A 24,425-nucleotide genomic window follows, 5' to 3' on the forward strand; every position below is an offset into this window, starting at 1 on the left:
GCCGGGTCGGGGCGTGATAGACACCGGACCCATGCGGGTGGTGATCGCGGACGACGCCGTACTGCTCCGGGAGGGGCTGATCCGGCTGCTGACCGAGTACGGGCACGAGGTGGTGGCGGCCGTCGGTGACGGTGACGCGCTGGTCGAGGCGGTGGTGGCGCACCGGCCCGACGTCTCGGTGGTGGACGTGCGGATGCCGCCCTCACACACCGACGAGGGACTGCGCGCCGCGGTGGAGGCCCGCCGCCGGGTGCCGGGTACGCCGATCCTGGTGCTGTCCCAGTACGTCGAGGTGTCGTACGCCGACGACCTGCTGGACACCGCGGGCGGGGCCGGCGGCGGCATCGGCTACCTGCTCAAGGACCGGGTCGCCGCGATCGACGAGTTCCTGGACGGCCTGGCCCGGGTGGCCGCCGGCGGCACCGTGCTCGACCCGGAGGTGATCAGCCAGTTGCTGGTCCGTCGGCGGCGCGACGACCCGCTGGCGTCGCTGACCCCGCGCGAGCGCGAGGTGCTGGCGCTGATGGCCGAGGGCCGCTCGAACACCGCCATCGCCCGGGCGCTGGTGGTCAGCGACGGCGCGGTCGAGAAGCACGTCCGCAACATCTTCACCAAGCTCGACCTGCCCCCGGACGCGACCACGCACCACCGCCGTGTCCTGGCCGTCCTGGCCCACCTGCGCGCCTGACCGGGCCGGGTCAGGCGAGCGTGCGGGCCAGCGTCACCGCCTCGGTGAGCGTGTCGGCGGCCGGGTGGCCGCTGCCGCGCAGCCGGTCCGGGTCGGACAGGCCACCGGTGTAGAGGACGCAGCGGGCGCCGACCGAGGCGGCCGCGTCGGCGTCGTCGAGCGAGTCACCGATCAGCACCACCTCGTGGCCGCCCAGCCCCAGCTCGGCCAGGTGCTTCTCCAGCCACTCGGCCTTGTGCCCGCCGCCGACTGTGGCACGCAGCCCGTCCACCCGGCGGAAGTGCGGCGTCAGCCCGTACGTGTGCACCGTCGGCACCAGCTCGTCGTGGAACCACATGGACAGCAGCGACTGGCTGCCCTCCCAGGACTCGATCGCGGTGGTGGCGTCGGCGGCCAGGGCGCAGGTGGTCAGCCCGGCCCGGTAGGCGTCGTGGAAGACCCGGTCCAGCGTGCCGAACGCCTCGGCGTCCACGGCCCGGCCGAGCATCTCGGCGTAGTAGTCGGCGATCGGCCGCCGGAACCGGACCCGGTGCTCGGCCGCGGTGACCGCCGGCCCGCCGGCGCTGGCGAAGGCCACGTTCGTGGCCTGGACCACCAGGTCGAGGTCGTCGAGGAGCGTTCCGTTCCAGTCCCACACGAGGTGGCGTCGCATACCCGTCACCCGAGCACTCTAAGGCTAGAGCTGCGGCGTGGTCAGGTCGCGCAGCAGCCGGTCCTCCTCGACCCGCCAGTAACCGTGTTCCTTGCCGTCGAGCAGCACCACCGGCAGCCGGTCGCCGTAGTCGCGCTCCATCTCCAGGTCGCCGGTGACGTCCCGCTCCACCCACCGGTCGCCGGTGACCGCGACCACCCGGTCGAGCGCGGCCTTCGCGTCGTCGCACAGGTGGCAGCCGGGCCGGGTGATCAGGATGAGCCTCGGGTCACTGGACATCGGATACCTCCGTGCGGATCTGGGTCGGCGACGCCGGCGACGGCACCGCGGGCGCCGGGCGCAGCTCGGTCTTGCGTACCTTCCCGATCGCCGAGTACGGCAGTCTGTCGACGAACTCGACGGCGGTCGGGCACTTGAACCGGGCCAGGTTACGCGCGCAGTGGGCGAGCAGTTCGTCAGCCGTCACCGGCGAACCGGCCGCCCGGACCACGTACGCCCGCACAGTCTCGCCGGTCCGCGGGTGCGGCACGCCGAGGACCGCCGACTCGGCCACCCCGGGGTGCGCCTGGAGCACCAGCTCCACCTCGTGCGGGTAGACGTTGAAGCCGTTTACCAGGATCAGCTCGCCGAGCCGGTCGACCAGGAACAGGTCGCCGTCGCCGTCGGCGTACGCGACGTCGCCGGTGGCCCACCAGCCGTCCGGGTCCGGCCCGCCCCGCCCGTCCGGCCAGTAACCGGCGAACAGGTTCTCCCCGCGTACCACGATCTGCCCGGGGTCGGTGCCGGCCAGCTCGTCGGAGAGGTCCATCTCGTCCTCGTCGGGGGCGTCGGCTGGCACTCCGTCGCGCCACAGCTGGACGCCGTCGGCCCCGGTCAGGCGCAGCTCGACGCCGGGCAGCGGACGGCCGATCGAGCCGGGTTTCGGCTCGCCGCCGACGAGTGTCGACGTGAGCACCGGCGCGGTCTCGGTGAGCCCGTAGCCGACGTGCACCGGGTGCCCGGTCAGCTCGGTGAAGCGCGCCCCGACGGCCGGCGGCAGCGGCGCCGCGCCGCACACCGCGACGCGCACCGAGGCGAGCGCCGCGGCCGGGTCACGCTCCGCCTCGGCCCAGGTCAGGAACATCGACGGTACGCCGACGAGCACCGTGACCCGGTGCCGGGCGATCTCGTCCAGCGCCCCGGACGGGCCGGGCTCGTCGACGAGCACACCCGTCGCGCCGTGCCGCACCACGGCGCCGAGCACCGTGTTCAGCCCGTACGCGTGGAACAGCGGAAGGGCGAGCAGCACGACGTCGTCGGGGCCGACCACCGGCGGCTCGATCCGGTCGGTCTGGTCGTGGTTGGCGGCGAGCGCGCGGTGCGACAGCATCGCGCCCTTGGGCCGTCCCTCGGTGCCGGAGGTGTAGAGCAGGACGGCGAGGTCGTCGCCGGCGCGGGCCGGGAACCCGTCCGGCCCGGTGTCGCCGCGTACCGGCGGCGCGGTGTGCACGGCGCGCAGCCCGGGCAGCTCGGTGCGGTCCACCCGGGCGGTCACCTCGGGGGCGCCGACCAGCACCGTCGCGCCGGAGTCGGTGAGCACGTGCCGCAGCTCGCGGGCGGTGAGCGCGGGGTTGACCGGTACGGCGACCAGGCCGGCCCGGAGCGCGGCGAGGTAGGTGACCACGAAGTCCGGGGTGTTGCCGAACGCGACAGCCACCCGGGGCGGATGTCCCGGTCCGGCGGCCGGCGGCGCGTCGGCGAGCAGCGCGCGGGCGGTGGCGGTGACCGCGTCGTCCAGCTCGGACCAGGTGAGCGTCCACTCGCGCCAGCGCAGCGCGGCCCGGTCGCCCCGTTCGGTGGCGGCCCGGCGGAGCCGGTCGGCGAGGTTCGGCGCGGAGCTTTCGGCGGCGTCCTGCACGGTGGCTGAGTCTGGCACAGCGGCGTCCGCCGGACCATGCCCGGACACGGCACCGGGTCCGCCACACGGGACTGGGAATGCAGTACGGTGGGATTCCCGAGCGCGGGATAACGATCTCCAGCGGCACGAGCCGAGCGACCCGGGGCGACCCGTGCGAGCCGCCCTCGCGACACGCCGAGCGGAAAGAAAATCTGCTCCGACCAGGACTTTCCACTGCGGACCACGATCCGGCGCGAAAGTCAACCACACGCGACGGACAACGGGTCCGCCATTCGTGCGATCCGGCGGGAAATACTTCCGCTCTGTGTAACGGACTTGCCACGCGTGGGTGACGTTGGCCCTATCATCACTCGGGTCGGCTCACCCCATTTGCCGTGAGTCGACACCCCTCAGCCCGAGGAGGCCCCCGTGCCCGTCAGCGCATTGGACCAGCACCTCAAGGGGATCTGCCGCCCGTCGGCACGTCCCGACCCGGCCGTGCCCGGCCGGGTTCCACCCGGTCCCCCGGCACCACAGTGGCGCCCGGTGCGGTCGCTGCCCACTCGGACCGGGGAGGCGCGGTGACCACCTTCGGTTACGCCGAACGGCCGGCCGGCGTCACCGGCCCGACCCAGCGCAACCCGCTCAACGAGCGCGCGGACCCGCCTCCACGCAGCGCCGAGAGCCAGCTCGCGGTACGCGGCGAGGGGCGGCGCGTACGCAGCCGCGCGCACCACACGAACGAGGCGCCGGCGCGTCCCGCGACGCCCGGCGGCAACGCGAAACCCGCGGCCGGCCGCCTCGGCAGCCCGGCCCGCCCGACCATGCCGGCCCAGGCCCGGCGCGGTGACGCGGCCACCGGCGCGGAGCCGTCCGCCGCGGAGACCGCGATCCTGCCGGCGGTGACCACAGGCGACACCGCCGTCCTGCCCGCCGTGCCGGCCGCCACCCCCGCCACCGGATTCCCCAGCCGCCCCGACCCGTCCGACCCGGCGACCGAGGTGTGGACGCTCGTCGAACGCGCGCAGGCCGGCGAGTCCGAGGCGTTCGGCCTGATCTACGACAGGTACGTCGACACCGTCTTCCGGTTCGTCTACTTCCGGGTCGGCAACCGCCAGCTCGCCGAGGACCTCACCTCCGACACGTTCCTGCGCGCGCTCAAGCGGATCGGCAGCTTCACCTGGCAGGGGCGCGACCTCGGCGCCTGGCTGGTCACCATCGCCCGCAACCTGGTCGCCGACCACTTCAAGTCGGGGCGCTACCGGCTGGAGGTGACCACCGGCGACGTCCTCGACGCCGACCGGGAGGACCGCGGTCCGGAGGGCAGCCCGGAGGCGGCGGTGGTGGAGCACATCACCAACGTCGCCCTGCTCACCGCCGTCAAGCAGCTCAACCCGGAGCAGCAGGAGTGCATCGTGCTGCGGTTCCTCCAGGGCTTCTCGGTGGCCGAGACGGCCCGTGCCATGGGCAAGAACGAGGGCGCCATCAAGGCCCTCCAGTACCGCGCGGTACGGGCCCTGGCCCGCCTGCTGCCCGACGGCTTCCACTCCTGACCGGCAGCCACCGTCCCGTTTCCTCACCGGCGCCACCGCCGGGCGCTGTCGCGTGCCCGACGCCCCACGCAGGCCGATCACTCATGGTGATTTCGCCGCCGTCCCAGCCGTAACCGGCGACCGGCGCGGTCCGTTTCTCCGGGTGCGACCAGTGGTTGTCCCGGCGTCCCCCGGGCCACCCGGTCCGGCGGGTCGGGTCGGCCGTTCCGGTCGACTCGGTGCCACACGCTGCCACCGGTCGCTGGTGACGACGACGGCCGCCCGGCCGTGACCAGCGAGAGGGGGTGCCGCGGTGGACAGCGACCTCTTCTCCCGTCGGCGGGCCGAGCGCTTCGCGCAACTCCTCGACGAGGCCAACGGCGGACGCCGGCACCACGTCCGGTCCAAGGCGGACGGTGAACTCACCGCGCTCGTCGAGGTGAGCCGCCGGCTCAGCGCCGAACGGCCCGACGTCGAGGTGGACGCCGAGTTCCGCACCGGACTGCGGGCGATGCTCGTGGCCACCGCCGAACGTGAGGGCGTCGGCACTCCGGCCAAGACCACCACCGGGGTACGCGGAACGCTGCTGCCCGCGATCACCGGACGCCGGGCGCGGGCCCGGGGCGCGATCCTGGTCGGCGTGGCCGCCGGCGCGGTCGCCCTCTCCGGCATCTCCGCCGCCAGCGAGAACGCGCTGCCCGGTGACGCCCTGTACGGCATGAAGCGCTCCACCGAGCGCGCCCAGCTCGCGCTCGCCAGCTCGGACATCAGCCGTGGGCAGCTCTTCCTCGACTTCGCCCGCACCCGGCTGGACGAGGCCGCCTCGGTACGCGGCGACCGGCTCGGTTTCAGCGCCGTCCTGGACGACATGGACGCGGACACCCGCCAGGGCGTACGCCTGCTGACCACAGTCGCGGCGCAGCGTTCCGACCCGGTGGCGCTGGACGCGGTGGACACGTTCCTGGCCGGCCAGCGCCGGGTGGTCAGCGGCCTGCTGGACCGGCCCGACCACGCCGAGCGGGACCGCACCCGCCGCTCGCTGGCGCTGCTCGACGCGGCCGGCAAGCGCGCCGACGCGCTGCGCGAGGCGATCGCCTGCGGACTGCCCGCGCCGCAGGCCAGCGACGCGCTCGGGCCCGCCCCGGCGGCCTGCCCGGCGGACCGCTGAGCGCGTACGCCGACCGCGCCACACTTCTCCCGGCGGACACCCACCCGTCACACCGTGCCGGATACGCTCGACGCGGAGGGCGTACGCGGTCGTCGAGGCAGGGAGGTCACCGTGGCCGGAACCCGGAAGGTGACCGTCAGCACCGACGCGCACGGGCACACCACGGGCTGGTCGGAGGCCCCGTCGGCGCCCGCGACCACGATCCCGCCGGACCCCACCGCCGCCGCCTTCTTCGACGTGGACAACACGATGATGCAGGGCGCCTCGATCTACTGGTTCGCCCGCGGGCTGGCCGCCCGGAAGTACTTCACCACCGGTGACCTGGCCCGGTTCGCCTGGCAGCAGGCCCGGTTCCGGCTGCTCGCCACCGAGCACGCGGGCGACATGTCCCAGGCCAAGGAGGCAGCGCTCGCGTTCGTGCAGGGCTGGCGGGTGGACGACATCGAGCGTCTCGCCGACGAGATCTTCGACGAGCTGATGGCCCCGCGCATCTGGGCCGGCACCCGCCGCCTGGCTCAGCGTCACCTCGACGCGGGCGAGCGGGTCTGGCTGGTCAGCGCCGCCCCGGTGGAGATCGGCCGGGTGATCGCCGCCCGGCTCGGCCTGACCGGCGCGATCGGCACGGTGGCCGAGGTGGTCGACGGCGCGTACACCGGGCGGCTGGTCGGTGACCTGATGCACGGGCCGGCGAAGGCCGAGGCGGTGACCCAGCTCGCCGCCGTGGAAGGGCTGGACCTGGCCCGCTGCGCGGCCTACAGCGACTCGGCGAACGACCTGCCGATGCTCTCCGCCGTCGGCCGTGCGGTCGCGGTGAATCCCGATCCGGCGCTGCTGCGGCAGGCCCGCGAGCGGGGCTGGGACGTGCGCGACTTCCGCACCGGGCGGCGGGCCGTACGCATCGCCGTGCCCTCCACCGCCGCCGCCGGGCTGCTGGCCGGCGCGGTCACGGCCGGACTGGCGCTGCACCGGCGCCGCCACCGCGAGGCCTGAGCCGGCGCGCGTTCGCTCAGGGCCCGAACGGGTCGGGGCGGCGTTCGAGCAGCTTGTGCAGCGTCTGCTGGATCGTCTCGCGCACCTGGTCGGCGAGGTTGAACACCACGAGCGGGTCGTCGGCGGAGTCACGCAGGTGCGCGGTCGGGATCGGCGGGCAGAACTCGATCAGCCACTTGCTCGGCAGTGGCACCATGCCCAGCGGCCCGAGCCAGGGGAACGTCGGCGTGACCGGGAAGTACGGCAGTTTGAGCAGCCGCGCGAGGGGCTTGATGTCGGCGAGCATCGGGTAGATCTCCTCGCCGCCGACGATCGCGACCGGCACGATCGGCGTGCCGGTGCGCAGCGCGGCGGAGACGAATCCGCCCCGGCCGAAGCGCTGGAGCTTGTAGCGGTCGGAGTAGAGCTTGCCGACCCCCTTGAAGCCCTCCGGGAACACGCCCACCAGTTCGCCGTTGCCGAGCAGCCGCTCCGCGTCCGGGTTGCAGGCGACGGTGCCGCCGGTCTTGCGGGCTATCTCGGAGACGACGGGCATGCGGAAGACCAGGTCGGCGCCGAGCAGCCGCAGGTAGCGGCGCGCCGGGTGCCGGTCGTGCAGCGCGGTGGAGAGGATCAGCGCGTCGAGCGCCACGGTGCCGGAGTGGTTGCCCACGACCAGGCCCGCGCCCTCGGCCGGTACGTGCTCGATGCCGCTGACCTCGGTGCGGAACCAGTCCCGGTAGAGCAGCCGGACCAGCGGGTGGACGACCGCGTCGGTCAGGTCGGGGTCGAAGCCGAACTCGTCGACCTCGTAGTCACCGGCGAGCCGCCGCCGCAGGAACGCCAGGCCCTGCGCCACCTTGCGGTCCCAGTGGTCGCCCGGCCGGTCGGCCACCGCCGGTCCGGGCGGCGTGTCACCGGCCGGCGCGTCGCCGGCCACGGCCTTCTTCGCCACGGCCTTCTTCGCGACCGTCTTCTTGGCCACGGTCTTCTTGGCCACCGTCTTCTCGGCCGTCGGGCGGTGCGCGGCCGGACCCGGGGCGGCCGACCCGGCCGGGGTGCCGGGCTCGTCGGCGGAGGTGTCCGGCTCGACCGGCGCGGCCGGGCGGGCGGACGGCGCGGTCACCCGGCGGTGTCCGTTGCGCCGTGCCGGCTCCGCGCCCGGCCCGGGCACGTCCAGCGGTACGTCGTAGCGCGCGTCGCGCCGCTCCTCCGGGCTGGTCACGAACGCTCCCGTACGGTCGAGCGGACCTGCCGGATACTCTCCAGCACCAACCGCTCGGCCGCGGCCAACTGGTCCCGGGTCACCACGACGCCGCCGTGGTGGGCGCGGATGAAGTCCTCGAACGCGGCGGCGGTCGAGCGGGGCGTGAAGCCGAACTCCCGCTCCAGCCGGCTGGTGTCCACCACCCGGCCGTGCACGAACAGGTCCACCTGGTCCAGGCCGTACCGGCCGAAGCCCAGGCTACGGGCGATCGCGGCGACCCCGGCCAGTCCCGGTTCCAGCACCGGCACCGCCACCCGGCCGGCCCGGCGGATCGCCTGCGACAGCGACAGCACGCCCGGCCCGGCGACGTTGTACGTGCCCGGGTGGTCCTCGGCGACCGACCGGTGCAGCACCTCCAGCGCGTCGTCGAAGTGCACGAACTGCAGGCGGGGGTCACGGCCGAAGACGGTGGGCACCACCGGCTGGGAGAAGTAGCGCGTGAGCGTGGTGTCGGCGGCGTACCCGATGAACGGCGCGAAGCGCAGCACGGTCGCGGTGACGTCGGGCCGGCGGCGGCGGAACCCGCGGACGTACCCCTCGATGTCGAGTATGTCGCGGCCGAAACCGCCGCGCGGCACCTCGCGCGGCTCGGTCTCCTCGGTGAAGACGGCCGGATCGCGGAACGACACCCCGTACGCGGCGGTGGACGATCGGACCACGAGCTTGCGCAGCCGGGGCGCGCGCTGCGCGGCGGCGAGCATCTGCATCGTGCCGATGACGTTCTGTTCCTTCATCGCCGACCGGCCGCCCTGCTGCGGGTCGGGGGACGTGACGAGCGCCAGGTGCACCACGGCGTCGACGTCGAGGTCGGCCAGGAGACCGCCGAGCGAGTCCAGGTCGAGACGGACCCGTTCCACGTCGGTGAGCAGGTCGGCCAGCTCGGGGTTGGGCGGCGCCGGATCGACCCCGATGACCCGCTCGATCCGCGGGTCGGCGGCGAGCCGGGCGGCGACGTGCGCGCCGAGCCAGCGACCGACCCCGGTCACGACGACGACCCCCGGGGCACCGGAGGTGTCACCGGGGGTCATGTCGTGCGCCTTGCGCGGCAGGCGGGATCGAGCCGGGACGTCCACGGCCTGATCACCTGAGCCTCCGAGGGTCGACAGTTGGCAAGTGGTGCCGGGTGCCGGGCCAGTGCCCGGCACCGGTCACTTGCCGAGACGGCGACGCTGGACGCGGGTCTTGCGCAGCAGCTTGCGGTGCTTCTTCTTAGCCATGCGCTTGCGGCGCTTCTTGACCACCGAGCCCATACGACAGCCTTTCGATGCAACGTTCGGGGCGGACCGGAAGACACCACCGCCGGTGGCGTCTTGACCGCTTGCGGACAACGGACCGGACCAGCGTGGTGGGCAGGGCACACCAGAGGGCGATCACGGTCGTGGTCCAGCCTAACCGGAGTGCGTCAGCAGGACCAACGCGCCCCCGTCGATGCCCCTTTTCGTCGCACTCGGCGGACCGGCCCGCCGAGTGCTCAGGCGGACTCCTGGAAGGCGCCCCGGAGGTATTCGTGCACGGCGTGCTCGGGCACCCGGAACGAGCGGCCGACCCGCACCGCGGTCAGCTCACCGCTGTGCACGAGACGATAGACAGTCATCTTGGAGACCCGCATGACCGTCGCCACCTCGGCGACGGTCAGGAACCTGACATCCGACAGCCGTGCGTCGGACTGCGACCCGGCCATGGCTCACCGACCCATTCCCGTGCCCGGCGCGTGTCACCGGGCAGGTGCTCCCGCCTCGACGAGCGACGCGCGTGTAACCAGTACGGTAGCGGGACGGCTGTGACCTGCGCGATCCCTTCCACCCTTTGATCATGGCGGGACAGCCGTTCACCCGATGTCCACCAGGGGTTTTTCGCCCGGACGGGTGTCTCGTCCGTAACGCCTACTCGGCGCGCAGCGCCACCACCGGGTCGAGCCGGCCGGCCCGCTGCGCCGGCACCACACCGAAGACGATGCCGACCGCCGCGGAGACGCCGAACGCCAGCGCCAGCGACCACCAGGTGATCGCCGCCGGGATCGGCGAGAGCGCGTCGACGAGCAGCGCGGTGCCCACGCCCAGCGCCATCCCGGTCAGGCCGCCCACCGAGGTGAGCAGCACCGCCTCCAGCAGGAACTGCACGCCGATGTCCCGGGGACGCGCGCCGACCGCCTTGCGCAGGCCGATCTCGCGGGTCCGCTCGCGTACCGAGACCAGCATGATGTTGGACACGCCGACGCCGCCCACCAGCAGCGAGATGCCCGCGATGGCGGCCAGCACACCGGTGAGCACGCCCAGGATGTCGCCGAGCACGCCGAGGATCTGCCGCTGGGTGACGGCGCTGAACTCGGTGTCCGGGTGCCGGCGGGACAGCTCCGCGACGATCCGCTCGCCGAGTTCGTCGATCCGCTCCCGGTCCGGCGCCTTCACCGCGATGCCGTCGATGCGCTGGGTGCCCCACAGCCGTTGCGCCGCCGTCACCGGTACGTGCACCTCGTCGTCCCGGTCCACGCCGAGGCTCTGCCCGAGCGGCGCGAAGACGCCGATCACCCGGAACCGCACGCCGGCCAGCGTGACCTGCTGACCGAGCGGGTCCCGGTCGGGAAACAGCGCCCGGGCCACCGAGTCGCCGAGCACCGCCACCCGGCGGCTGGTGTCGACGTCCGCCCCGGTCAGGTAGCGGCCCCGCGACAGCGACCTGGTGAACACCGACGGGGTGGTCTCCAGCACCCCCTGCACGGTGGTGAAGTCGGACCGGTTGCCGGCCCGGGCGGTCGCGCCGGAGGCCACTGTCACCGCGACCCGGCCGGGGTCGCCGACCACCCGGGAGACGGCGTCGGCGTCGCTGAGGTCCAGCGGCGAGACCACCGGCGCGTTGCCCACCTCGATCCGGCCCGGCACCACCAGCAGCAGGTTCGAGCCGAGCCCCTCGACCTGCTGCTCGACCTGCTGTTTGGTGCCGGTGCCGATGGCCACCAGGATCACCACCGAGGCCACCCCGATGATCACCCCGAGCATGGTCAGCACGCTGCGCAGCCGGTTGGCGCGAAGCGCGTCCCACGCCACCCGCCACGCCTCGGCCAGCCTCATCCCGCGTCCCCGCCGGTCCGCGGACGGCGCTGCTCGGCGCGAGGGCGCTCCCCGGGCCGCGGAAGGCGCCCGGTGGCACCGGCGGCGCCACCGGAGCCACCGGGCGGGTGCCCCGGGCCGCTTCCGGACACGGACCGGGGCTCCGCGCTGGGAGCGGGGTCCAGTGTCGCAGGTACGCCGGAGCCGTCCGACGGCGGTCGATCATGAGCGCTGTCCGAGCGGATCAGGCCGTCCCGCACCGCGATCCGCCGGCGTGCCCGGGCGGCCACCTCCTGGTCGTGGGTCACCATCACCAGCGCCACCCCGGACTCGGCGTTCAGCTGTTCCAGCAGCTCCAGCACCGCCTCGCCGGTGGCACTGTCCAGATTGCCGGTCGGCTCGTCGGCGAGCAGCACCGCCGGTTCGGTGACCAGCGCGCGGGCGATCGCCACCCGCTGCTGCTCGCCGCCGGAGAGCTGGTTGGGCCGGTGGTGCAGCCGGTGGCCGAGCCCGACCCGGCCCAGCATCGCCGCCGCCCGCTCCCGCCGCTGCCGCGCCCCGACGCCCCGGTAGACAAGCGGCAACGCCACGTTGTCCACCGCCGACGTACGAGCCAGCAGATGGAACGCCTGGAACACGAAGCCGATCGTCTCGTTGCGCAGCGTCGCCAGCTCCGGGGCGGTGAGCGTGGTGACGTCCCGGCCGCCGATCACCAGCCGGCCGCCGCTGGGCCGGTCCAGCCCGCCGAGCAGGTGCATCAGCGTCGACTTGCCCGAGCCGGACGGGCCGATCACCGCCACGTACTCGCCCTGGTCGATGGTGAGCGACACGCCGCGCAGCGCGGACACCGAGACGCCGTCCAACTCGTACGTGCGCCAGACGTCGACCGCCTCGACCGCCGGTTCGGTCACGGGAGTTCCTGGCCGTCGCGGACCTGGTCGGCGCCACGTACCACCACCCGGTCGCCGGCCCGTACGCCGTCGACGATCTGCACCAGGTCCTGCCCCTGCACGCCCACCGTCACCGGCACCCGGTCGGCCCGGCCGTCCCGCAACACCCAGACCGCGTCCCGCCCGTCGGCCGAGAACACCGCCGACGCCGGCACCGCCACCGCGTCGGCGGCCTCCCGCACCCGCAGCCGTACCACGGCGTTCATGCCGGGGCGGGGTGCCGGGGCGGCCTCGGCCTCACCGAGGCGGCCGGCGCCCAGGTCGAGCCGGACCCGGTAGGTGACGCCACCCCGCGCCGAGCTGGTCGGCAGCACGTCCACTGACCGCACCGTGGCGTCGTACGTCGCGCCGGTCACCGCGTCCAGCTCGACCGAGGCGGGCACCCCGGCCCGGACCAGCAGCACGTCGGTCTCGTCCACCTCGGCGAGCAGGCCGAGCCGGCCGATGTCCACCACGGTGAGCACCGGCGTGCCGGCGGTGACCCGGCCACCGGCCGGGATCGCGTCGTCCACCCCCGGCGGCGGGCCGCCCTGCCCGCCACCGGCCAGCGCCGACGGGTCGAGACCGGGCACCCCCGCGCCACCCGCCGCACCGAGCAGCCCGGCCAGGTCGGCCGGTGCCGTCGACCGGGTGCCGCCCGGCTGCACCACACCGGCGATCGGCGCGCGCAACGTCAACGCGTCCACAGTCGCCTTCGCCAGGTCGTACGCCTGCTGGGCCTGGAGTCGTTGCGCGGCCGACAGCGCGCCGACGGCGCTGTTCAGGCCGGCGACGCCGCGCTGCACCTGGGCCACGGCCCGGTCGGCGGCGCGGGCGGCCGACTCGTACTGCCGCTGCGCCGACTGGACCTGGAGCAGCAGCGCGGCGCGTACCTGCGGGTCGCCGACCTTGCCCGCGGCGGCGCGGGCGGCGGCGAACGCCTCGTCGGCGGCCCGGTCGGTGCCGCGCCGGCTGCCGCCCAGGTCGCCGGTGCCGGTGCCCCGCCCGGCCCGCTTCGCCGCGCGCAGCGCGTCCCGCGCCTTCGCCAGGCGGTCCCGGGCCGACGGCGAGTCGATCACCGCGAGTACCTGCCCCCGGCTCACCCGCTGCCCCGGCTGCACCCGCAGACGGGCGAGCGTGCCGTCGGCGGGCGCGGTGAGGGTGGCGGCGGCCCGCGCGGTGACTGTGGCGGGCGCGTCGATCACCTCGCTGACCGGCGCGCGGCCCACCTCGGCGACGGTGACCGCCGGGGCGTCGTCGCCGCAGGACGCGGCGGTCGTGCCGGTCAGCGCGACGACGGCGAGCACCGCGGTGACGAGACGGGGGCGGCGGGCCGCGGGCAGCCGCGGCGAGGGAGTGCGGGCCACCCGGCCCATGCTACGACCCCGTCGACAGGCGTCGACGTGTCAGCCGACGACGGCCCGCACGTACGCGACGCACTCGTCGTGCAGCATCGACCACGGGTCGCCGAGCACCTCGTCGGCGGCCTGCGCCGGTGACCGCCGCTCGTGCACCACGGCCCGGTAGAAGTCGAGCATCCGCTGCTCGCCGTAGCGGTCGACCAGGTGCCGCACGGCCAGGTAGCCGACGCCGTAGGCGCCGCCGACCCGGCTGTCGCTCGCGTCCGCCTCGGGCGCCACCGCCTCCAGCCGCCCGGACCAGCCGCCGCGCAGCAGGTCGCGCACCTCGGTCAGTCCCTCGTAGCGGTGGACCGGCTGGCCGTCCGCACCGGCGTACTCGGCCAGCCCCTCCACCAGCCACCAGTCCGCGCGGTCGGCGTACCCCCGGTCGGGCAGCGAGGCGGCGTGGGTGAGTTCGTGCCGCAGCAGGTCGTCGACGCCGTCCGGGGTGACGGTCTGGGCGTTGAGCACGACGTCGTGGCGTCCACCGCCGACGCCGACCGCGTACCCGGCGGTCCACTTCGGCCGGCCGCCGCCGTACCAGCGCCGCCACTCGGTCTTCCCGGCGTAGTAGACGAGATACCGGTCCGGCCGCGCGTCGCCGACCGCGTACCGGTCCGCGACCCGGGCGGCCGCCTCGGCCTGGGCGAGCAGGCCGGGCAGCTTGCTCCGCTGGGCGGTGGTGGTGGCCACCACCACCCGCTTCCCGACCGTCACGGCCAGGTCGTTCGCCTGCCACGGCCGCACACCGGCCGGGTCCGTGCCGGACGGTTCCAGCGCGGTCAGCCGGGGCTCCTCCCCCACCAGCCGCCAGCGCGCGTCCAGCTCCACAGTGCTCGGCGCGCAGCCCGGCGCCACGAAGCAGTACCCCACTGTGATCGTCTGCCGCCACTGTCCGGGCTGCCCGTCGGCCGCCTCCGGCACCCCGTCGGCGGCCGGCCGCCACACGGTGACGCGCAGCGCCCGCAGCGCCGCGTACCGCCGGCTCAGGGCCGGCCGTGCCGCCGGTTCGGCGATGGCGAGGAAGCCGGCCCGGTCGGCGCCGACGAGCGCGGTGGCCTGCCGGTCCAGCAGCGCGAGCATCCGCTCGCCGAGCCGCCGCTGCGCCGCCGTGCCCGGGTCGCTCTTCGCGGCCGACCGTCCGGCCGCGTCCTGCGCGGGCCCGCGCAGGAGTACGCCGGGCACCGCGCCCGCCACCAGGCCGAGCGCGAGTCCGAGCGCGGTCCAGAGCGGCCAGCGCCGCCGCTTCCGCACCGCCCGCGTCGGCTCGCCCACGTGCGCCATTGGTACGGGGTACGGCGCGGGTACCGCGACGAGGTGCGGCAACGACGCCGCGTCCGGTGCCGGTGCCGGTGCCGGTGCCGGTGCCGGTGCCGGTGCCGGTGCCGGTGCCGGTGCAATGGTGTCAACGGCGGCGTCCACCTCGGCGCTGTCGGCGCCGGCGTCAGCCGCGCGGGCGGTCTCGGCGCGGGTGTCGTCAGCGCCGGCGTTGGCGCCGAGGTTGGCCGCGACCGCGTCGGCGGCGCTCGCCTTGTCGACGGCATCGACGGCATCGACGGCGGGACGATGCTCGTCGCCGTCCGTCGTCCGGCCGGGAGGCTGCTCGTCGCCGTCGGTCACCGGCGAAGGGTACGACCAATCGGGCGTTCCGGGAAAGAGTCCCGCCACTGTTCCGCCGCGCTGCGAGATCTTGGAAGGAAAGGGCCCCCAGAGGGGCCGAATTCTTCCAAGATCTCTCAGATCGGGGTGCCGGTCAGCGTCAGCGTGGCCTTGTCGGCTGCCCAGAGGGCCACCAGGGCCACGCCGGGCACGGCATGACCGGCCAGGGCGAGCAGCACGCCGCCGGTGAGGAAGCAGGCGGCCTGGACGGCGAGCTTGGCCGGGTCGGGCAGCGTCACGGCGGCGCGCGGTGAGCAGAACAGTCCCCACACCACGGCGATCACCAGCGGCGCGCCGAGCCCGGCCAGCAGGCGCAGCGGCCAGCCGGCGTCGAGCGTGAAGCCCCAGTACCCGGCCGAGCCCAGCAGGGCCAGCTCCAGCAGGAAGATCACGCCCAGCAGCAGCGCGGTCATCGGTCTCCCCAGGAACGGTAGGCGCGGTCCAGGCCCGCGATCAGCTGGTCGAAGGAGCGGTCGGTGTCGCGGGGCAGCCCGAATCCGCCGGCCGCCTCCAGCGCGACGAAGCCGTGCACGGCGGACCGGAACATCCGGATCGCGTCGATCGCGTCGTCGCCGTCGAGGCCGTACCCGAGCAGGATCGCCCGGATCGCGCCGACCGCGCGCTCACCGGCGGCGAGGTGTTCGGCGTCGGCCGGGTCGGGCGCCCGCTGGGCGGCCGGGTAGCGGCCGGGGTGCTGCCGCGCGTACGCCCGGTAGGCGGCGGCGACAGCGCGCAGCGCGTCGCCACCGGCCCGGCCCGCGGCGGCGGTGGTGAGCACGTCGGCGATCTCGGCGGTGGCGAGCACGGCGAGCTGCTGGTGCAGCGCGTCCACGCCGCGCACGTGCTTGTAGAGGCTGGGCAACGCGACGCCGAGCCGGGCGGCGAGCGCGGCCAGCGTCAGCTTCTCGTAGCCGACCTCGTCGGCGAGCACGGCCGCCTCCCGCACGACTGTGGCCGGGGTCAGGCCGGCCCTAGGCACGCGCGGTCACCGCCAGGAACTCGACCAGGTCGGCGGCGGTGGCGTCGGGCTGGTCGGCGTGCGGGTAGTGGCCGGAGTCGGCGATCATGCGCGCCTCGGCGACGGCGAACAGTCGTCGCGCGGCCCGCGCCTCCGCGCCGGGGTCGGGGAAGTCCGGGTCCTTGGTGCCCATCAGCACCAGGACCGGGCTGCGCACGTCACGCGCCCGCGCGGTCCAGTGCGGGTCGGCCGGCGCGACCACGCCGCGCACGGCGGCCATCCGGCCGCGCAGCTTGGCGACCAGTTCCTTGCGGTACGCGGCGTCGTCCGCCGGGCGTCCGCAGGGGAACAGCGTGCGGTGGAACAGCCCGAACAGGCGAGGGCTGCGCAGCACGACGGCTTGCGCGGCCCGCATCAGCGGGTTCGGCTTCGGCGTGCCGACGAACGGGCCGACCTGCACGATGCCGCTGACCAGCTCCGGCGCCTCGGCCGCGGCGAAGACCACTGCGGCGCCGCTGGAGGAGCTGCCGACCAGGGTGGCCGGGCCTCCGCCGAGCGCCCGCACCACGGCGAGCAGATCGCCGCCGACGTGCTCCGGGGCGTACGTGGGCCAGCGCGGGCTGGAGTCGCCGTGCCCGCGTACGTCGACAGCCGCCACCCGGTAGCCGGCCGCGATCAGCCGGGGCGTCAGGTGCCGGAAGGCGGCCCGGTTCTCGCCCATGCCGTGCGCGAGCACCACGAGCGGGCCCGATCCGTGCACCTCGTACGCGATAGTGCCGCCGTCCCGCGTCACCTGGCTAACTGTCATAGCCTTAAAGCTAATGCTATTAGCCAAGATGCGTCAAGCTTGACCTCAACCCGGGATGAGGTCGCACGATCCCGCACATGCCGATCACCGCCGACACCCACGTACGCCTCGCCCGCCCGAGCCGCGACCTGGTGATGCTCGGCCTGCCCGGGGCCGGCTGGCACCTGGAGCTGGTCGGCGGCTCGACGCTCGCGGTCGAGCCGCGCCCCACCGGCGAGGACCTCTTCGTGCTCTACCTCGACGGACCACCCGACGACGAACTGGTCCCGAGAATCGAACGGGCCGGCGGGACCAGGGTCTCCGCCGGCCCGTACTGGGACAGGTGGGGTGTCACGTTCGCCTACCCGGACGGCTACCGCCTCGTGCTGTGCACCCGGGCCTGGTCGAACGACTGACTCACTTCTTCGACAGCACCGCGCGGCCGAAGAACGCCAGGTTCGCCGGGCGCTCCGCGAGCCGGCGCATCAGGTAGCCGTACCACTGGTCGCCGTAGGGGACGTAGGTCCGCACCGTGTAGCCCTCGCCGACCAGGCGCTGCTGCTCCTCCGGCCGGATGCCGTAGAGCATCTGGAACTCGAACCGGGCCGGGTCGCGGTCGAACCAGCGGGCGCGGTCCTCGCCGATCGCGATCAGCCGCGGGTCGTGCGTGGCGAGCATCGGGTAGCCGTCGCCGGACATCAGCACGTTCATGCAGCGCACGTACGACTTGTCCACCTCGCGGGCCGACTGGTACGCCACCGACTCCGGCTCCTTGTACGCGCCCTTGCACAGCCGCACGCGCGACCCGGCGGAGGCCAGCTCCCGGCAGTCCGACTCGGTCCGCCGCAGGTACGCCTGGAGCACCGCCCCGGTCGACGGGTGGTCCTTGCGCAGCTTCGCCAGGATGTCCAGCGTCGAGTCGGTGGTGGTGTGGTCCTCCATGTCCAGCGTGACGGTGGTGCCCGCCGCTTCGGCCGCCGCGCAGATCGCCCGCGCGTTGTCGTACGCGAGATGCTCGTCGAACATCTGGCCCAGCGCGGACAGCTTCACGCTGACCTCGGCGGCCGGGGTGAGCCCGGCGGCGCCGAGCCGGCTCAGCAGCGTGAGGTACTCGTCCCGGGTGGCGTTCGCCTGCTCCGGGGTGGTGGTGTCCTCGCCCAGGTAGTCGAGGGTGACCGCTTGGCCGTCGGCGACCAGCTCGCGGGTGGCGCGCAGCGCGTCGTCGGTGGCGGCGCCGGCGACGAACCGGCGGACGACGTCCCGGGTGAACGGGGCCGTCGCGACGAGCCGCTCCACCTGGGAAGACCGGGAGGCGGCGAGGATGACGGAACGGAGCATGAGCCGAGCGTAACGCTCATCACCGGCCCTCCGCCGGGCGCGTCCGAGGCCCGCTCGGGTCGGCGCGCGGACCCGGGGCGGGCACCCCCGGCTGGCGTCGATCGGCTACAACGTTCACGTGGATCGACGACACCCCCGGCGGCGGCTCCGCTCGGCCTCCGTGCAGCTCGGCGCGCTAACCGCGCTCGCCCTCGCGCTCTCCGGCTGCAACAACGGCTACGACGACGACGATGACGACTGCGCGCTCGGACCGGCCGGCGGGGGCGGCGACACCGTCGCGGTCGCCCTGCGTGTGCCGGCGACCGCCACCGCCGCGCGCGGCGAGCCGGCCCCGACGACCGCCGCGCTGCCCGAGCGCGGCGGCTTCGGCAGCCACCTCGCCTCCTGCGGCGGCTGACGTGCGCCGCGAGGCCAGCACGCCGCGCCCCGGCTGGGACGAGACCATCCGGGCCCAGGGCCTGGTGTACGTCGACACCGAGCTGCCCGACGGCAACGTCATGTCGTACTGGGACGAGACGGCCGCGTACTCGTTCACGCTCGACGAGGTGCTCCGCCTGGAGGAGGCGACGGAGGAGCTGCACCGGATGTCGGTGGCCGCCGCCGAGCACGTGGTGGCCCGCAACCGGTACGCCGAGTTCGGCATCCCCGAATGGGCCGCCGAGGCGGTCGCCCGCTCGCTGCGGGAGAGCCCGCCGACGCTGTACGGCCGGTTCGACCTCTGGTACGACGGCAGCGGCCCGCCGAAGATGCTGGAGTACAACGCCGACACCCCGACCGCGCTGGTCGAGGCGAGCATCGTGCAGTGGTACTGGCTGGAACACACCCGCCCGGACGCGGACCAGTGGAACAGCCTGCACGAACGGCTGGTCGGCGCGTGGGCCAAGATCGGCGCCGGGCTGCACGAGCGCCGGACGCACGTGCTCTGGTCCGAGGAAGAGGAGTCGGGCGAGGACCAGATCACCGCCGGCTACCTGGCCGAGACGGCCCGCCAGGCCGGGCTGGACGTGACGCTCATGCCGATCCAGCAGGTCGGCTGGGACGGGCGGCGCTTCGTCGACGCCGACGACCGCCCGATCACCACCTGCTTCAAGCTCTACCCCTGGGAGTGGATGCTGGCCGAGCCGTACGGGCGGCCCGCGCTCGACCCGGGCACGCCCACCACCTGGATCGAGCCGGCCTGGAAGCTGCTGCTGTCGAACAAGGCGCTGCTGGCGGTGCTCTGGGAGCTGTACCCGGGGCACGACTACCTGCTGCCCGCGTACCTGGACTCACCGCGCGGCATGACCGAGTACGTGGCCAAGCCGCTGCTCGGCCGCGAAGGCGGTTCGGTACGGATCGTGACCGCCGACACCGAGATCACCAACCCGGGGATCTACGGCGACGAGGGCTTCTGCTTCCAGGAGTTCCGCGCGTTGCCCGAGTTCGAGGGCAACCGGACGGTGCTCGGCAGCTGGATCGTGGACGGCGAGTCAGCCGGCGCCGGCGTACGGGAGAGCGAGAGCCTCATCACTGACGGTTACGCGCGGTTCCTGCCCCACTACATCGACGCACCGCGTCTGCCGTGAGTCGTCTACCGTTGGTGTCGTGAACTTCGACGCGTACGCCCGGACCGGGGTCGAGCTCGTCAACGCCCGGCTGGACGACCTGGACGGCCTACGGGCTGTCTTCTCGGACGAGCAGGGCTGGATGCGCGACGAAGTCGCGGAACGGGACCTGGCGATCTTCCGGCGGGCGCAGAAGCGACTCCGGGACGTCTTCGAGTACGGCACCTCGGGCCGGGACAACGAAGCGGTGGCGGAGCTGAACGCGCTGCTGGAGGCGTTCCCGGTGCAGCCGCGCATCTCCGGCCACGACTCCTCCGACTGGCACATGCACGTGACCAGCCGGGGCGCGTCGGTCTCCTCCGAATACCTGGCCGGCGCGGTCTGGGGCCTGTCGGTGTGGCTCTGCGAGTACGGCAGCGCCCGCTTCGGCGTCTGCGCCGACGACCGCTGCGGCAACGTCTACCTGGACACCTCGTCCAACTGCTGCCGGCGGTTCTGCTCCGAGCGCTGCGCCACCCGCTCCCACGTGGCGGCGCATCGGGCCCGCAAGCGGGCCGCGGTCGGCGAGCAGGCCGTCCCGGCGCAGCCGCTGTCCCCGGTGAGCTGACCTCCGGGGCGGCGCGCCCCGGTCAGGCGTCGACCGGCGAGGCGGCGGTCAGGTTCGCCCGGGCGAACTCCAGCGACTCGCGCAGGTCCGCCTCCCGGACCGCCCGGCTCTTCGCGCCCCGGGTGGTCACCTCTACCGCCACCGTGCCGCTGAACCCTCGGCCGGCGAGCGAGCGGAGCATCTCCGCGCAGGGCTGCCCGCCGCGACCGGGCACCAGGTGCTCGTCACGCCCCTCGCCGGTGCCGTCGCCCAGGTGCACGTGCGCCAGGCCGGAACCCATCCGGTCGGCCATCGCCATCGCGTCGGTGTGCGACGCAGCGCAGTGCGACAGGTCGAGCGTGTACGAGGCGTACCCGATCTCGGTCGGGTCCCAGCCCGGCGCGTACGGGACGAACTGCCGCCCCGCCATCCGCACCGGGTACATGTTCTCCACCCCGAAGTGCAGGCCGCCGAACTGCCCGGCGATCGTGTCGAGCCCGTCGGCGAAGGTACGCGCGTAGTCACGCTGCCAGGTGAACGGCGGGTGCACCACGACAGTCGGCGCCTCCAGCGTCTCGGCCAGCTCGGCGGCCTTGCGCAGCCGCTCCCACGGGTCGGGGCTCCACACCCGCTGGGTGACCAGCAGGCAGGGGGCGTGCACCGACAGCACCGGGACGCCGTAGTGCTCGGCGAGGCCGCGCAACGCGCCCGCGTCCTGGCTGACCGGGTCGGTCCAGACCATCACCTCGATGCCGTCGTAGCCGAGTTCGGCGGCGAGCTGGAACGCCGCCGCGGTCCGTTCGGGGAAGACCGAGGACGTGGACAGGAGTACCGGAACGCGGTAGGTCACGCCTCCGAGGGTAGCTCCAACCGCCAGCGAGCATCGGGACGAGCAACCGCAAAGCAACCCAGAGCGCTCGTACGGTCACATCGGCGCGAGCTGATCCAGCCGACGCAGGATGACGCCCTCGCGCAGCGCCCACGGGCAGATGTCCACGCCGTCCACACCGAGCCGCCGCATCACCGCCTCGGCCACCACCGCGCCCGCGAGCAACTGGTGCGCCCGCTGCGCGCTCACCCCCTCCAGCTCGGGCAACTGGGCCGGCGGGATGTGCCTGATGAACCCCAGCACCTGCCGCAGGCCGGTACGGGTCAGGCTGCGCCGCGCCCACAGGCCCGCACCGGAGGGAGCGGCGCCGGCCAGCCGGGCCAGCGTGCGGAACGTCTTCGACGTGGCGACCGGACGCTCCCAGCCCACCGCCGTCAACTGCTCCACCACCGGGTCGAGCTGCGCGTCCACGTACGCCCGCAGTTCCTCCACGGCCTCGGCCGACGGCGGCGCCGTGCCGGCCGGGTCGACCGCCAGCCGCTCCCGGCTCAGCCGGCCCGCGCCGAGCGGCAGCGAGATCGCCACGTCCGGGTGCTCGTCGATGCCGGCCGCCAGCTCCAGCGAGCCGCCGCCGATGTCCATCGCCAGCAGCCGCCCGGCGGACCAGCCGAACCACCGCCGCACCGCCAGGAACGTCATCCGCGCCTCGTCCGCCCCGGAGAGCACCTCCAGGCGTACGCCCGTCTCGTCGCGGACGCGGGCCAGCACGTCGGCGGCGTTCGTGGCGTCGCGAACAGCGCTCGTGGCGAACGCCAGCAGATCCTCGGCGCCCAGCCCGTCCGCCGCCGCCCGGGCCATGCCGACCGCCTTGACCAGGCCGTCCGCGCCACCGACGGTGAGCGCGCCGTCCGGACCGATCTGCTCGGCCAGCCGCAGCACCACCTTCTCCGAGTGCGCCGGCCACGGATGCGCGCCGTGGTGGGCGTCGACCACCAGCAGATGCACCGTGTTGGAACCGACGTCGAGGACACCCAGTCGCATGGGAAAGACCCTAGGGCCAACACGTTTCGTCGGCTCGGCGGCCGGGCGGGGTCACCGCGCGTACGCTGGTCCGAGTGACAGGGCAGATCGAGCTTCACGTGCTGGTGGACGACCCCGAGGACCCGCGCAGCCGCGAGGTCGGGCTGGACTTTCCCCGGGAGTGGATCGAGTTCGTCGACCCGGCCGACCCGAAGCACGTCGTCCGCGCCGACCTGACCTGGCTGCTCTCCCGCTGGACGTGCATCTTCGGGCAGGGCTGCCACGGCATCATCGCCGGACGGGCCGCCGACGGGTGCTGCTCGCACGGCGCGTTCTTCACCGACTCCGACGACGAGAAGCGGGTCCGGGCCGCGGTGAAGCGGCTGACGCCGGAGACGTGGCAGCACTTCCGGCGCGGGTTCAAGAACTGGACCGAGAACGACACGGTCGACGGCAAGACGCCGGCCCGGCGTACCGCCACCCGCGACGTGGACGCCCCGTGCGTGTTCCTCAACGACGCCGACTTCGCCGGCGGTGGCGGCTGCGCGCTGCACGCCCAGGCGCTGCGCGACGGGGTGCACCCGCTGGAGTACAAGCCGGACGTGTGCTGGCAACTGCCGGTACGCCGCGACCAGGAATGGCACAAGCGGCCGGACAACACGAAGGTGCTGATCTCCACGCTGGCCGAGTTCGACAGGCGCGGCTGGGGCGCGGGCGGGCACGACCTCGACTGGTGGTGCACCTCCTCGACCGACGCGCACGTCGGCGCCGAGCCGATGTACGTCTCGTACGGGCCGGAGCTGACCGCGCTGATCGGCGCGCCCGCGTACGCGAAGCTGGCCGAGCTGTGCGCCGCCCGGCAGCGCCAGGGTCAGATCGCCCCGCACCCCGCAAGCGAGTGAAGGCCGGCACCCCGTCTCGGGGTGCCGGCCTTCATATCTCTTACTTGTTCCAGTGCTCGGCGACGAGGTCGACGGCCTGCTGCTCCCACTGGGCGTAGTGGTCCGGGTACGCGCTCACCTGGACGGTCTGGGCGGCCTTGGTCAGCGGCATGTCCTGCCAGCCGTCGACCTGCTTCAGACCCTTCAGGAACGCGGTCGTGGAGTACTCGGGGTCGGTGATCTGCTCGACCGTGCCCCAACCGGAGGACGGGCGCTGCTGGAACAGGCCCTGCGAGTCGTGGTCGTTACGGTCACCGAGGTGGCCGAGGTTCTCCAGCTTCGACTCCTGCAGGGCGGTCGCGATCGACACGACCGCGGCGCGCTCGTCCATGCCGGCCTTCTTCGTCGCCGCGATGATGGCCTTCACGTTCTTGGTCTGCTCGTCATTGAGGTCGATGCGGGACTGGGCGCCCTGCACGCCGTGCGGGATCAGCTTGTCACCCTGCACGGTGGCCGTGACCGGCTTTGCCGCGTGGGTGGTGTCGGCCGCGTGGGCGGCGACCGGGCCGGCGAACACGCCACCGGTGAAAGCCAGACCAGCAATACCCAGAACGCTCTTACGCAGAATCGTGTTCATGATGGGGGCTCCATTCGGGGGTCGACACACCCCCCGGGGGGACCGGGGGTGCGTGGGCACCGTCAGGCGCTCAAGAAAGTCTCAAAGGGGATCCCGGCTGCTCGCGGGGCTGGGGGCCTCTACGCGGCGCCGGAAGCATGTCCAACGACCGTCGGCCCGGCATCATTCCCGGGCCAGCTCACGCTGTCGGGGGTGCGGCGCGGGGCTCACGTCGTCGGAACCATGCTCAACGACCAGCCGAGCGGGATGATTCCCCGCGGCTCACGCCGCCGCACGTACTCAACGACCGGGGCCTGAGGTCTGTTCCCACAGCCGACGCGCTCCGGGGCGCGGCCTTGCTCGGTCGTTCACCCGGTTACAACGCCACCGGCCCGCCCACGATTCCGCCACCAGAGTGCCGCCCACCACCCCCGAACCCGGCACCCCGCCCACACACGCCAAACCCCCTCCGCGCCCCGGCCCGGCCGCCTCGCTCCACGCCCTGTTGATCAAGGAGTTTGCGGCCCTTTCCGGCACCCACGAGCCCACTAACTCCTTGATCACCGCGATCTTGGAGTTGCGGCACCTCACGAAGGGCGTCAAGCCGGGCATCCCGGGCACCACAACTCCAAGGCCCAACAAACCTCCACCAGGCCCCCACACCGGGTTGATCATGAGG

The 24,425-nt window shown here is 73.9% G+C and carries 27 protein-coding genes; 9 read left to right on the forward strand and 18 right to left on the reverse strand.

Annotation, left to right across the window (positions count from 1 at the left end; translation table 11 throughout):
* Nucleotides 1-31 precede the first annotated feature (31 nt).
* Nucleotides 32-688, forward strand: a complete 657-nt coding sequence (locus A4R25_RS11195; protein WP_030502878.1) for a response regulator transcription factor — start codon at nt 32-34, stop codon at nt 686-688.
* A 10-nt stretch (nt 689-698) separates the two neighbouring features.
* On the opposite strand, the gene A4R25_RS11200 is transcribed toward A4R25_RS11195, so the two are convergent.
* Genes A4R25_RS11200 through A4R25_RS11210 form a run of 3 tightly spaced genes read right to left on the reverse strand, consistent with a single transcriptional unit; the run spans nt 699 to nt 3,285 of the window.
* Nucleotides 699-1,340, reverse strand: coding sequence for an HAD family hydrolase (locus A4R25_RS11200; RefSeq protein WP_013475152.1), 642 nt, complete (start codon nt 1,338-1,340; stop codon nt 699-701).
* Nucleotides 1,341-1,364: 24 nt separating this feature from the next.
* On the reverse strand, nt 1,365-1,619 hold the full coding sequence (locus tag A4R25_RS11205) for a glutaredoxin family protein (protein ID WP_013288752.1): 255 nt from the start codon (nt 1,617-1,619) through the stop codon (nt 1,365-1,367).
* Nucleotides 1,609-3,285, reverse strand: coding sequence for an AMP-binding protein (locus A4R25_RS11210; RefSeq protein ID WP_064446674.1), 1,677 nt, complete (start codon nt 3,283-3,285; stop codon nt 1,609-1,611). The genes A4R25_RS11205 and A4R25_RS11210 overlap by 11 nt, the downstream gene beginning before the upstream one ends.
* A 512-nt stretch (nt 3,286-3,797) precedes the next feature.
* Between A4R25_RS11210 and A4R25_RS11215 the strand changes: the two genes are divergently transcribed.
* The 3 genes from A4R25_RS11215 (at nt 3,798) to A4R25_RS11225 (ending at nt 6,906) form a co-directional block, all read left to right on the forward strand.
* Nucleotides 3,798-4,769, forward strand: a complete 972-nt coding sequence (locus A4R25_RS11215) for an ECF subfamily RNA polymerase sigma factor, BldN family (RefSeq protein WP_043328086.1) — start codon at nt 3,798-3,800, stop codon at nt 4,767-4,769.
* Nucleotides 4,770-5,061: 292 nt separating this feature from the next.
* A complete protein-coding gene (locus A4R25_RS11220) occupies nt 5,062-5,916 on the forward strand; it encodes a DUF5667 domain-containing protein (protein WP_064446675.1) in 855 nt (284 codons plus the stop codon).
* 111 nt (nt 5,917-6,027) lie between these two features.
* Nucleotides 6,028-6,906, forward strand: coding sequence for an HAD family phosphatase (locus A4R25_RS11225; RefSeq protein ID WP_043328083.1), 879 nt, complete (start codon nt 6,028-6,030; stop codon nt 6,904-6,906).
* Between the two features lie 16 nt (nt 6,907-6,922).
* On the opposite strand, the gene A4R25_RS11230 is transcribed toward A4R25_RS11225, so the two are convergent.
* From A4R25_RS11230 to A4R25_RS11275, 11 genes are all read right to left on the reverse strand, one after another.
* On the reverse strand, nt 6,923-7,825 hold the full coding sequence (locus tag A4R25_RS11230) for a lysophospholipid acyltransferase family protein (RefSeq protein WP_051611579.1): 903 nt from the start codon (nt 7,823-7,825) through the stop codon (nt 6,923-6,925).
* Nucleotides 7,826-8,106: 281 nt separating this feature from the next.
* On the reverse strand, nt 8,107-9,180 hold the full coding sequence (locus tag A4R25_RS11235) for an NAD-dependent epimerase/dehydratase family protein (RefSeq protein WP_064446676.1): 1,074 nt from the start codon (nt 9,178-9,180) through the stop codon (nt 8,107-8,109).
* A 120-nt stretch (nt 9,181-9,300) separates the two neighbouring features.
* A complete protein-coding gene (locus A4R25_RS30605) occupies nt 9,301-9,402 on the reverse strand; it encodes a 30S ribosomal protein bS22 (protein ID WP_007465623.1) in 102 nt (33 codons plus the stop codon).
* A gap of 221 nt (nt 9,403-9,623) precedes the next feature.
* Nucleotides 9,624-9,833, reverse strand: coding sequence for a helix-turn-helix domain-containing protein (locus A4R25_RS11240; protein ID WP_013288759.1), 210 nt, complete (start codon nt 9,831-9,833; stop codon nt 9,624-9,626).
* A gap of 202 nt (nt 9,834-10,035) precedes the next feature.
* On the reverse strand, nt 10,036-11,220 hold the full coding sequence (locus tag A4R25_RS11245; RefSeq protein ID WP_064446677.1) for an ABC transporter permease: 1,185 nt from the start codon (nt 11,218-11,220) through the stop codon (nt 10,036-10,038).
* Complete coding sequence (locus tag A4R25_RS11250; RefSeq protein ID WP_064446678.1) at nt 11,217-12,110, reverse strand: ABC transporter ATP-binding protein; 894 nt, start codon at nt 12,108-12,110, stop codon at nt 11,217-11,219. Before A4R25_RS11250 ends, A4R25_RS11245 begins: the two co-directional genes overlap by 4 nt.
* Nucleotides 12,107-13,504 (reverse strand): efflux RND transporter periplasmic adaptor subunit, encoded by a 1,398-nt coding sequence (locus tag A4R25_RS11255; protein WP_064446679.1) that lies wholly within the window; start codon nt 13,502-13,504, stop codon nt 12,107-12,109. The genes A4R25_RS11250 and A4R25_RS11255 overlap by 4 nt, the downstream gene beginning before the upstream one ends.
* A 30-nt stretch (nt 13,505-13,534) precedes the next feature.
* Nucleotides 13,535-15,148, reverse strand: coding sequence for a hypothetical protein (locus tag A4R25_RS11260; RefSeq protein WP_064446680.1), 1,614 nt, complete (start codon nt 15,146-15,148; stop codon nt 13,535-13,537).
* 116 nt (nt 15,149-15,264) lie between these two features.
* Complete coding sequence (locus A4R25_RS11265; protein ID WP_064446681.1) at nt 15,265-15,600, reverse strand: YrdB family protein; 336 nt, start codon at nt 15,598-15,600, stop codon at nt 15,265-15,267.
* A complete protein-coding gene (locus tag A4R25_RS11270) occupies nt 15,597-16,166 on the reverse strand; it encodes a TetR-like C-terminal domain-containing protein (protein ID WP_064446682.1) in 570 nt (189 codons plus the stop codon). The genes A4R25_RS11265 and A4R25_RS11270 overlap by 4 nt, the downstream gene beginning before the upstream one ends.
* The gene (locus A4R25_RS11275; protein WP_064446683.1) at nt 16,159-16,953 is read right to left on the reverse strand and encodes an alpha/beta fold hydrolase; all 795 of its coding nucleotides are present in this window, start codon (nt 16,951-16,953) and stop codon (nt 16,159-16,161) included. Before A4R25_RS11275 ends, A4R25_RS11270 begins: the two co-directional genes overlap by 8 nt.
* Before the next feature lie 77 nt (nt 16,954-17,030).
* On the opposite strand from A4R25_RS11275, the gene A4R25_RS11280 reads away from it, so the two are divergent.
* Nucleotides 17,031-17,348, forward strand: coding sequence for a hypothetical protein (locus A4R25_RS11280; protein WP_064446684.1), 318 nt, complete (start codon nt 17,031-17,033; stop codon nt 17,346-17,348).
* 1 nt (nt 17,349) lies between these two features.
* Here A4R25_RS11280 and A4R25_RS11285 read toward each other — a convergent pair whose 3' ends face one another.
* A complete protein-coding gene (locus A4R25_RS11285) occupies nt 17,350-18,270 on the reverse strand; it encodes a proline dehydrogenase family protein (RefSeq protein ID WP_064446685.1) in 921 nt (306 codons plus the stop codon).
* A 118-nt stretch (nt 18,271-18,388) separates the two neighbouring features.
* Between A4R25_RS11285 and A4R25_RS11290 the strand changes: the two genes are divergently transcribed.
* From A4R25_RS11290 to A4R25_RS11300, 3 genes are read left to right on the forward strand one after another with little or no spacing between them, the layout of a single operon-like run.
* Nucleotides 18,389-18,667, forward strand: a complete 279-nt coding sequence (locus A4R25_RS11290) for a hypothetical protein (protein WP_223201299.1) — start codon at nt 18,389-18,391, stop codon at nt 18,665-18,667.
* A gap of 1 nt (nt 18,668) precedes the next feature.
* Nucleotides 18,669-19,835: a glutathionylspermidine synthase family protein gene (locus A4R25_RS11295; RefSeq protein WP_043328075.1), complete on the forward strand. Its 1,167-nt coding sequence runs from the start codon at nt 18,669-18,671 to the stop codon at nt 19,833-19,835.
* Between the two features lie 19 nt (nt 19,836-19,854).
* Complete coding sequence (locus A4R25_RS11300) at nt 19,855-20,421, forward strand: CGNR zinc finger domain-containing protein (protein WP_018787720.1); 567 nt, start codon at nt 19,855-19,857, stop codon at nt 20,419-20,421.
* Nucleotides 20,422-20,443: 22 nt separating this feature from the next.
* Here A4R25_RS11300 and A4R25_RS11305 read toward each other — a convergent pair whose 3' ends face one another.
* Both A4R25_RS11305 and A4R25_RS11310 read right to left on the reverse strand, forming a co-directional pair.
* Complete coding sequence (locus tag A4R25_RS11305) at nt 20,444-21,250, reverse strand: sugar phosphate isomerase/epimerase (RefSeq protein WP_064446686.1); 807 nt, start codon at nt 21,248-21,250, stop codon at nt 20,444-20,446.
* Between the two features lie 75 nt (nt 21,251-21,325).
* Entirely contained in the window at nt 21,326-22,270 is a 945-nt protein-coding gene (locus A4R25_RS11310; RefSeq protein ID WP_043328071.1) for a Ppx/GppA phosphatase family protein, read from the reverse strand.
* 74 nt (nt 22,271-22,344) lie between these two features.
* On the opposite strand from A4R25_RS11310, the gene A4R25_RS11315 reads away from it, so the two are divergent.
* Nucleotides 22,345-23,151 carry a hypothetical protein gene (locus A4R25_RS11315; protein ID WP_043328070.1) on the forward strand — a complete coding sequence of 269 codons (807 nt, stop codon included), beginning with the start codon at nt 22,345-22,347 and terminating at the stop codon, nt 23,149-23,151.
* A 40-nt stretch (nt 23,152-23,191) separates the two neighbouring features.
* Here A4R25_RS11315 and A4R25_RS11320 read toward each other — a convergent pair whose 3' ends face one another.
* Nucleotides 23,192-23,767: a hypothetical protein gene (locus A4R25_RS11320; protein WP_064446687.1), complete on the reverse strand. Its 576-nt coding sequence runs from the start codon at nt 23,765-23,767 to the stop codon at nt 23,192-23,194.
* Nucleotides 23,768-24,425 lie beyond the last annotated feature (658 nt).

The organism is Micromonospora sp. NBRC 110037, assembly GCF_001652995.1.
Taxonomy (GTDB): Bacteria; Actinomycetota; Actinomycetes; order Mycobacteriales; family Micromonosporaceae; genus Micromonospora; species Micromonospora chalcea.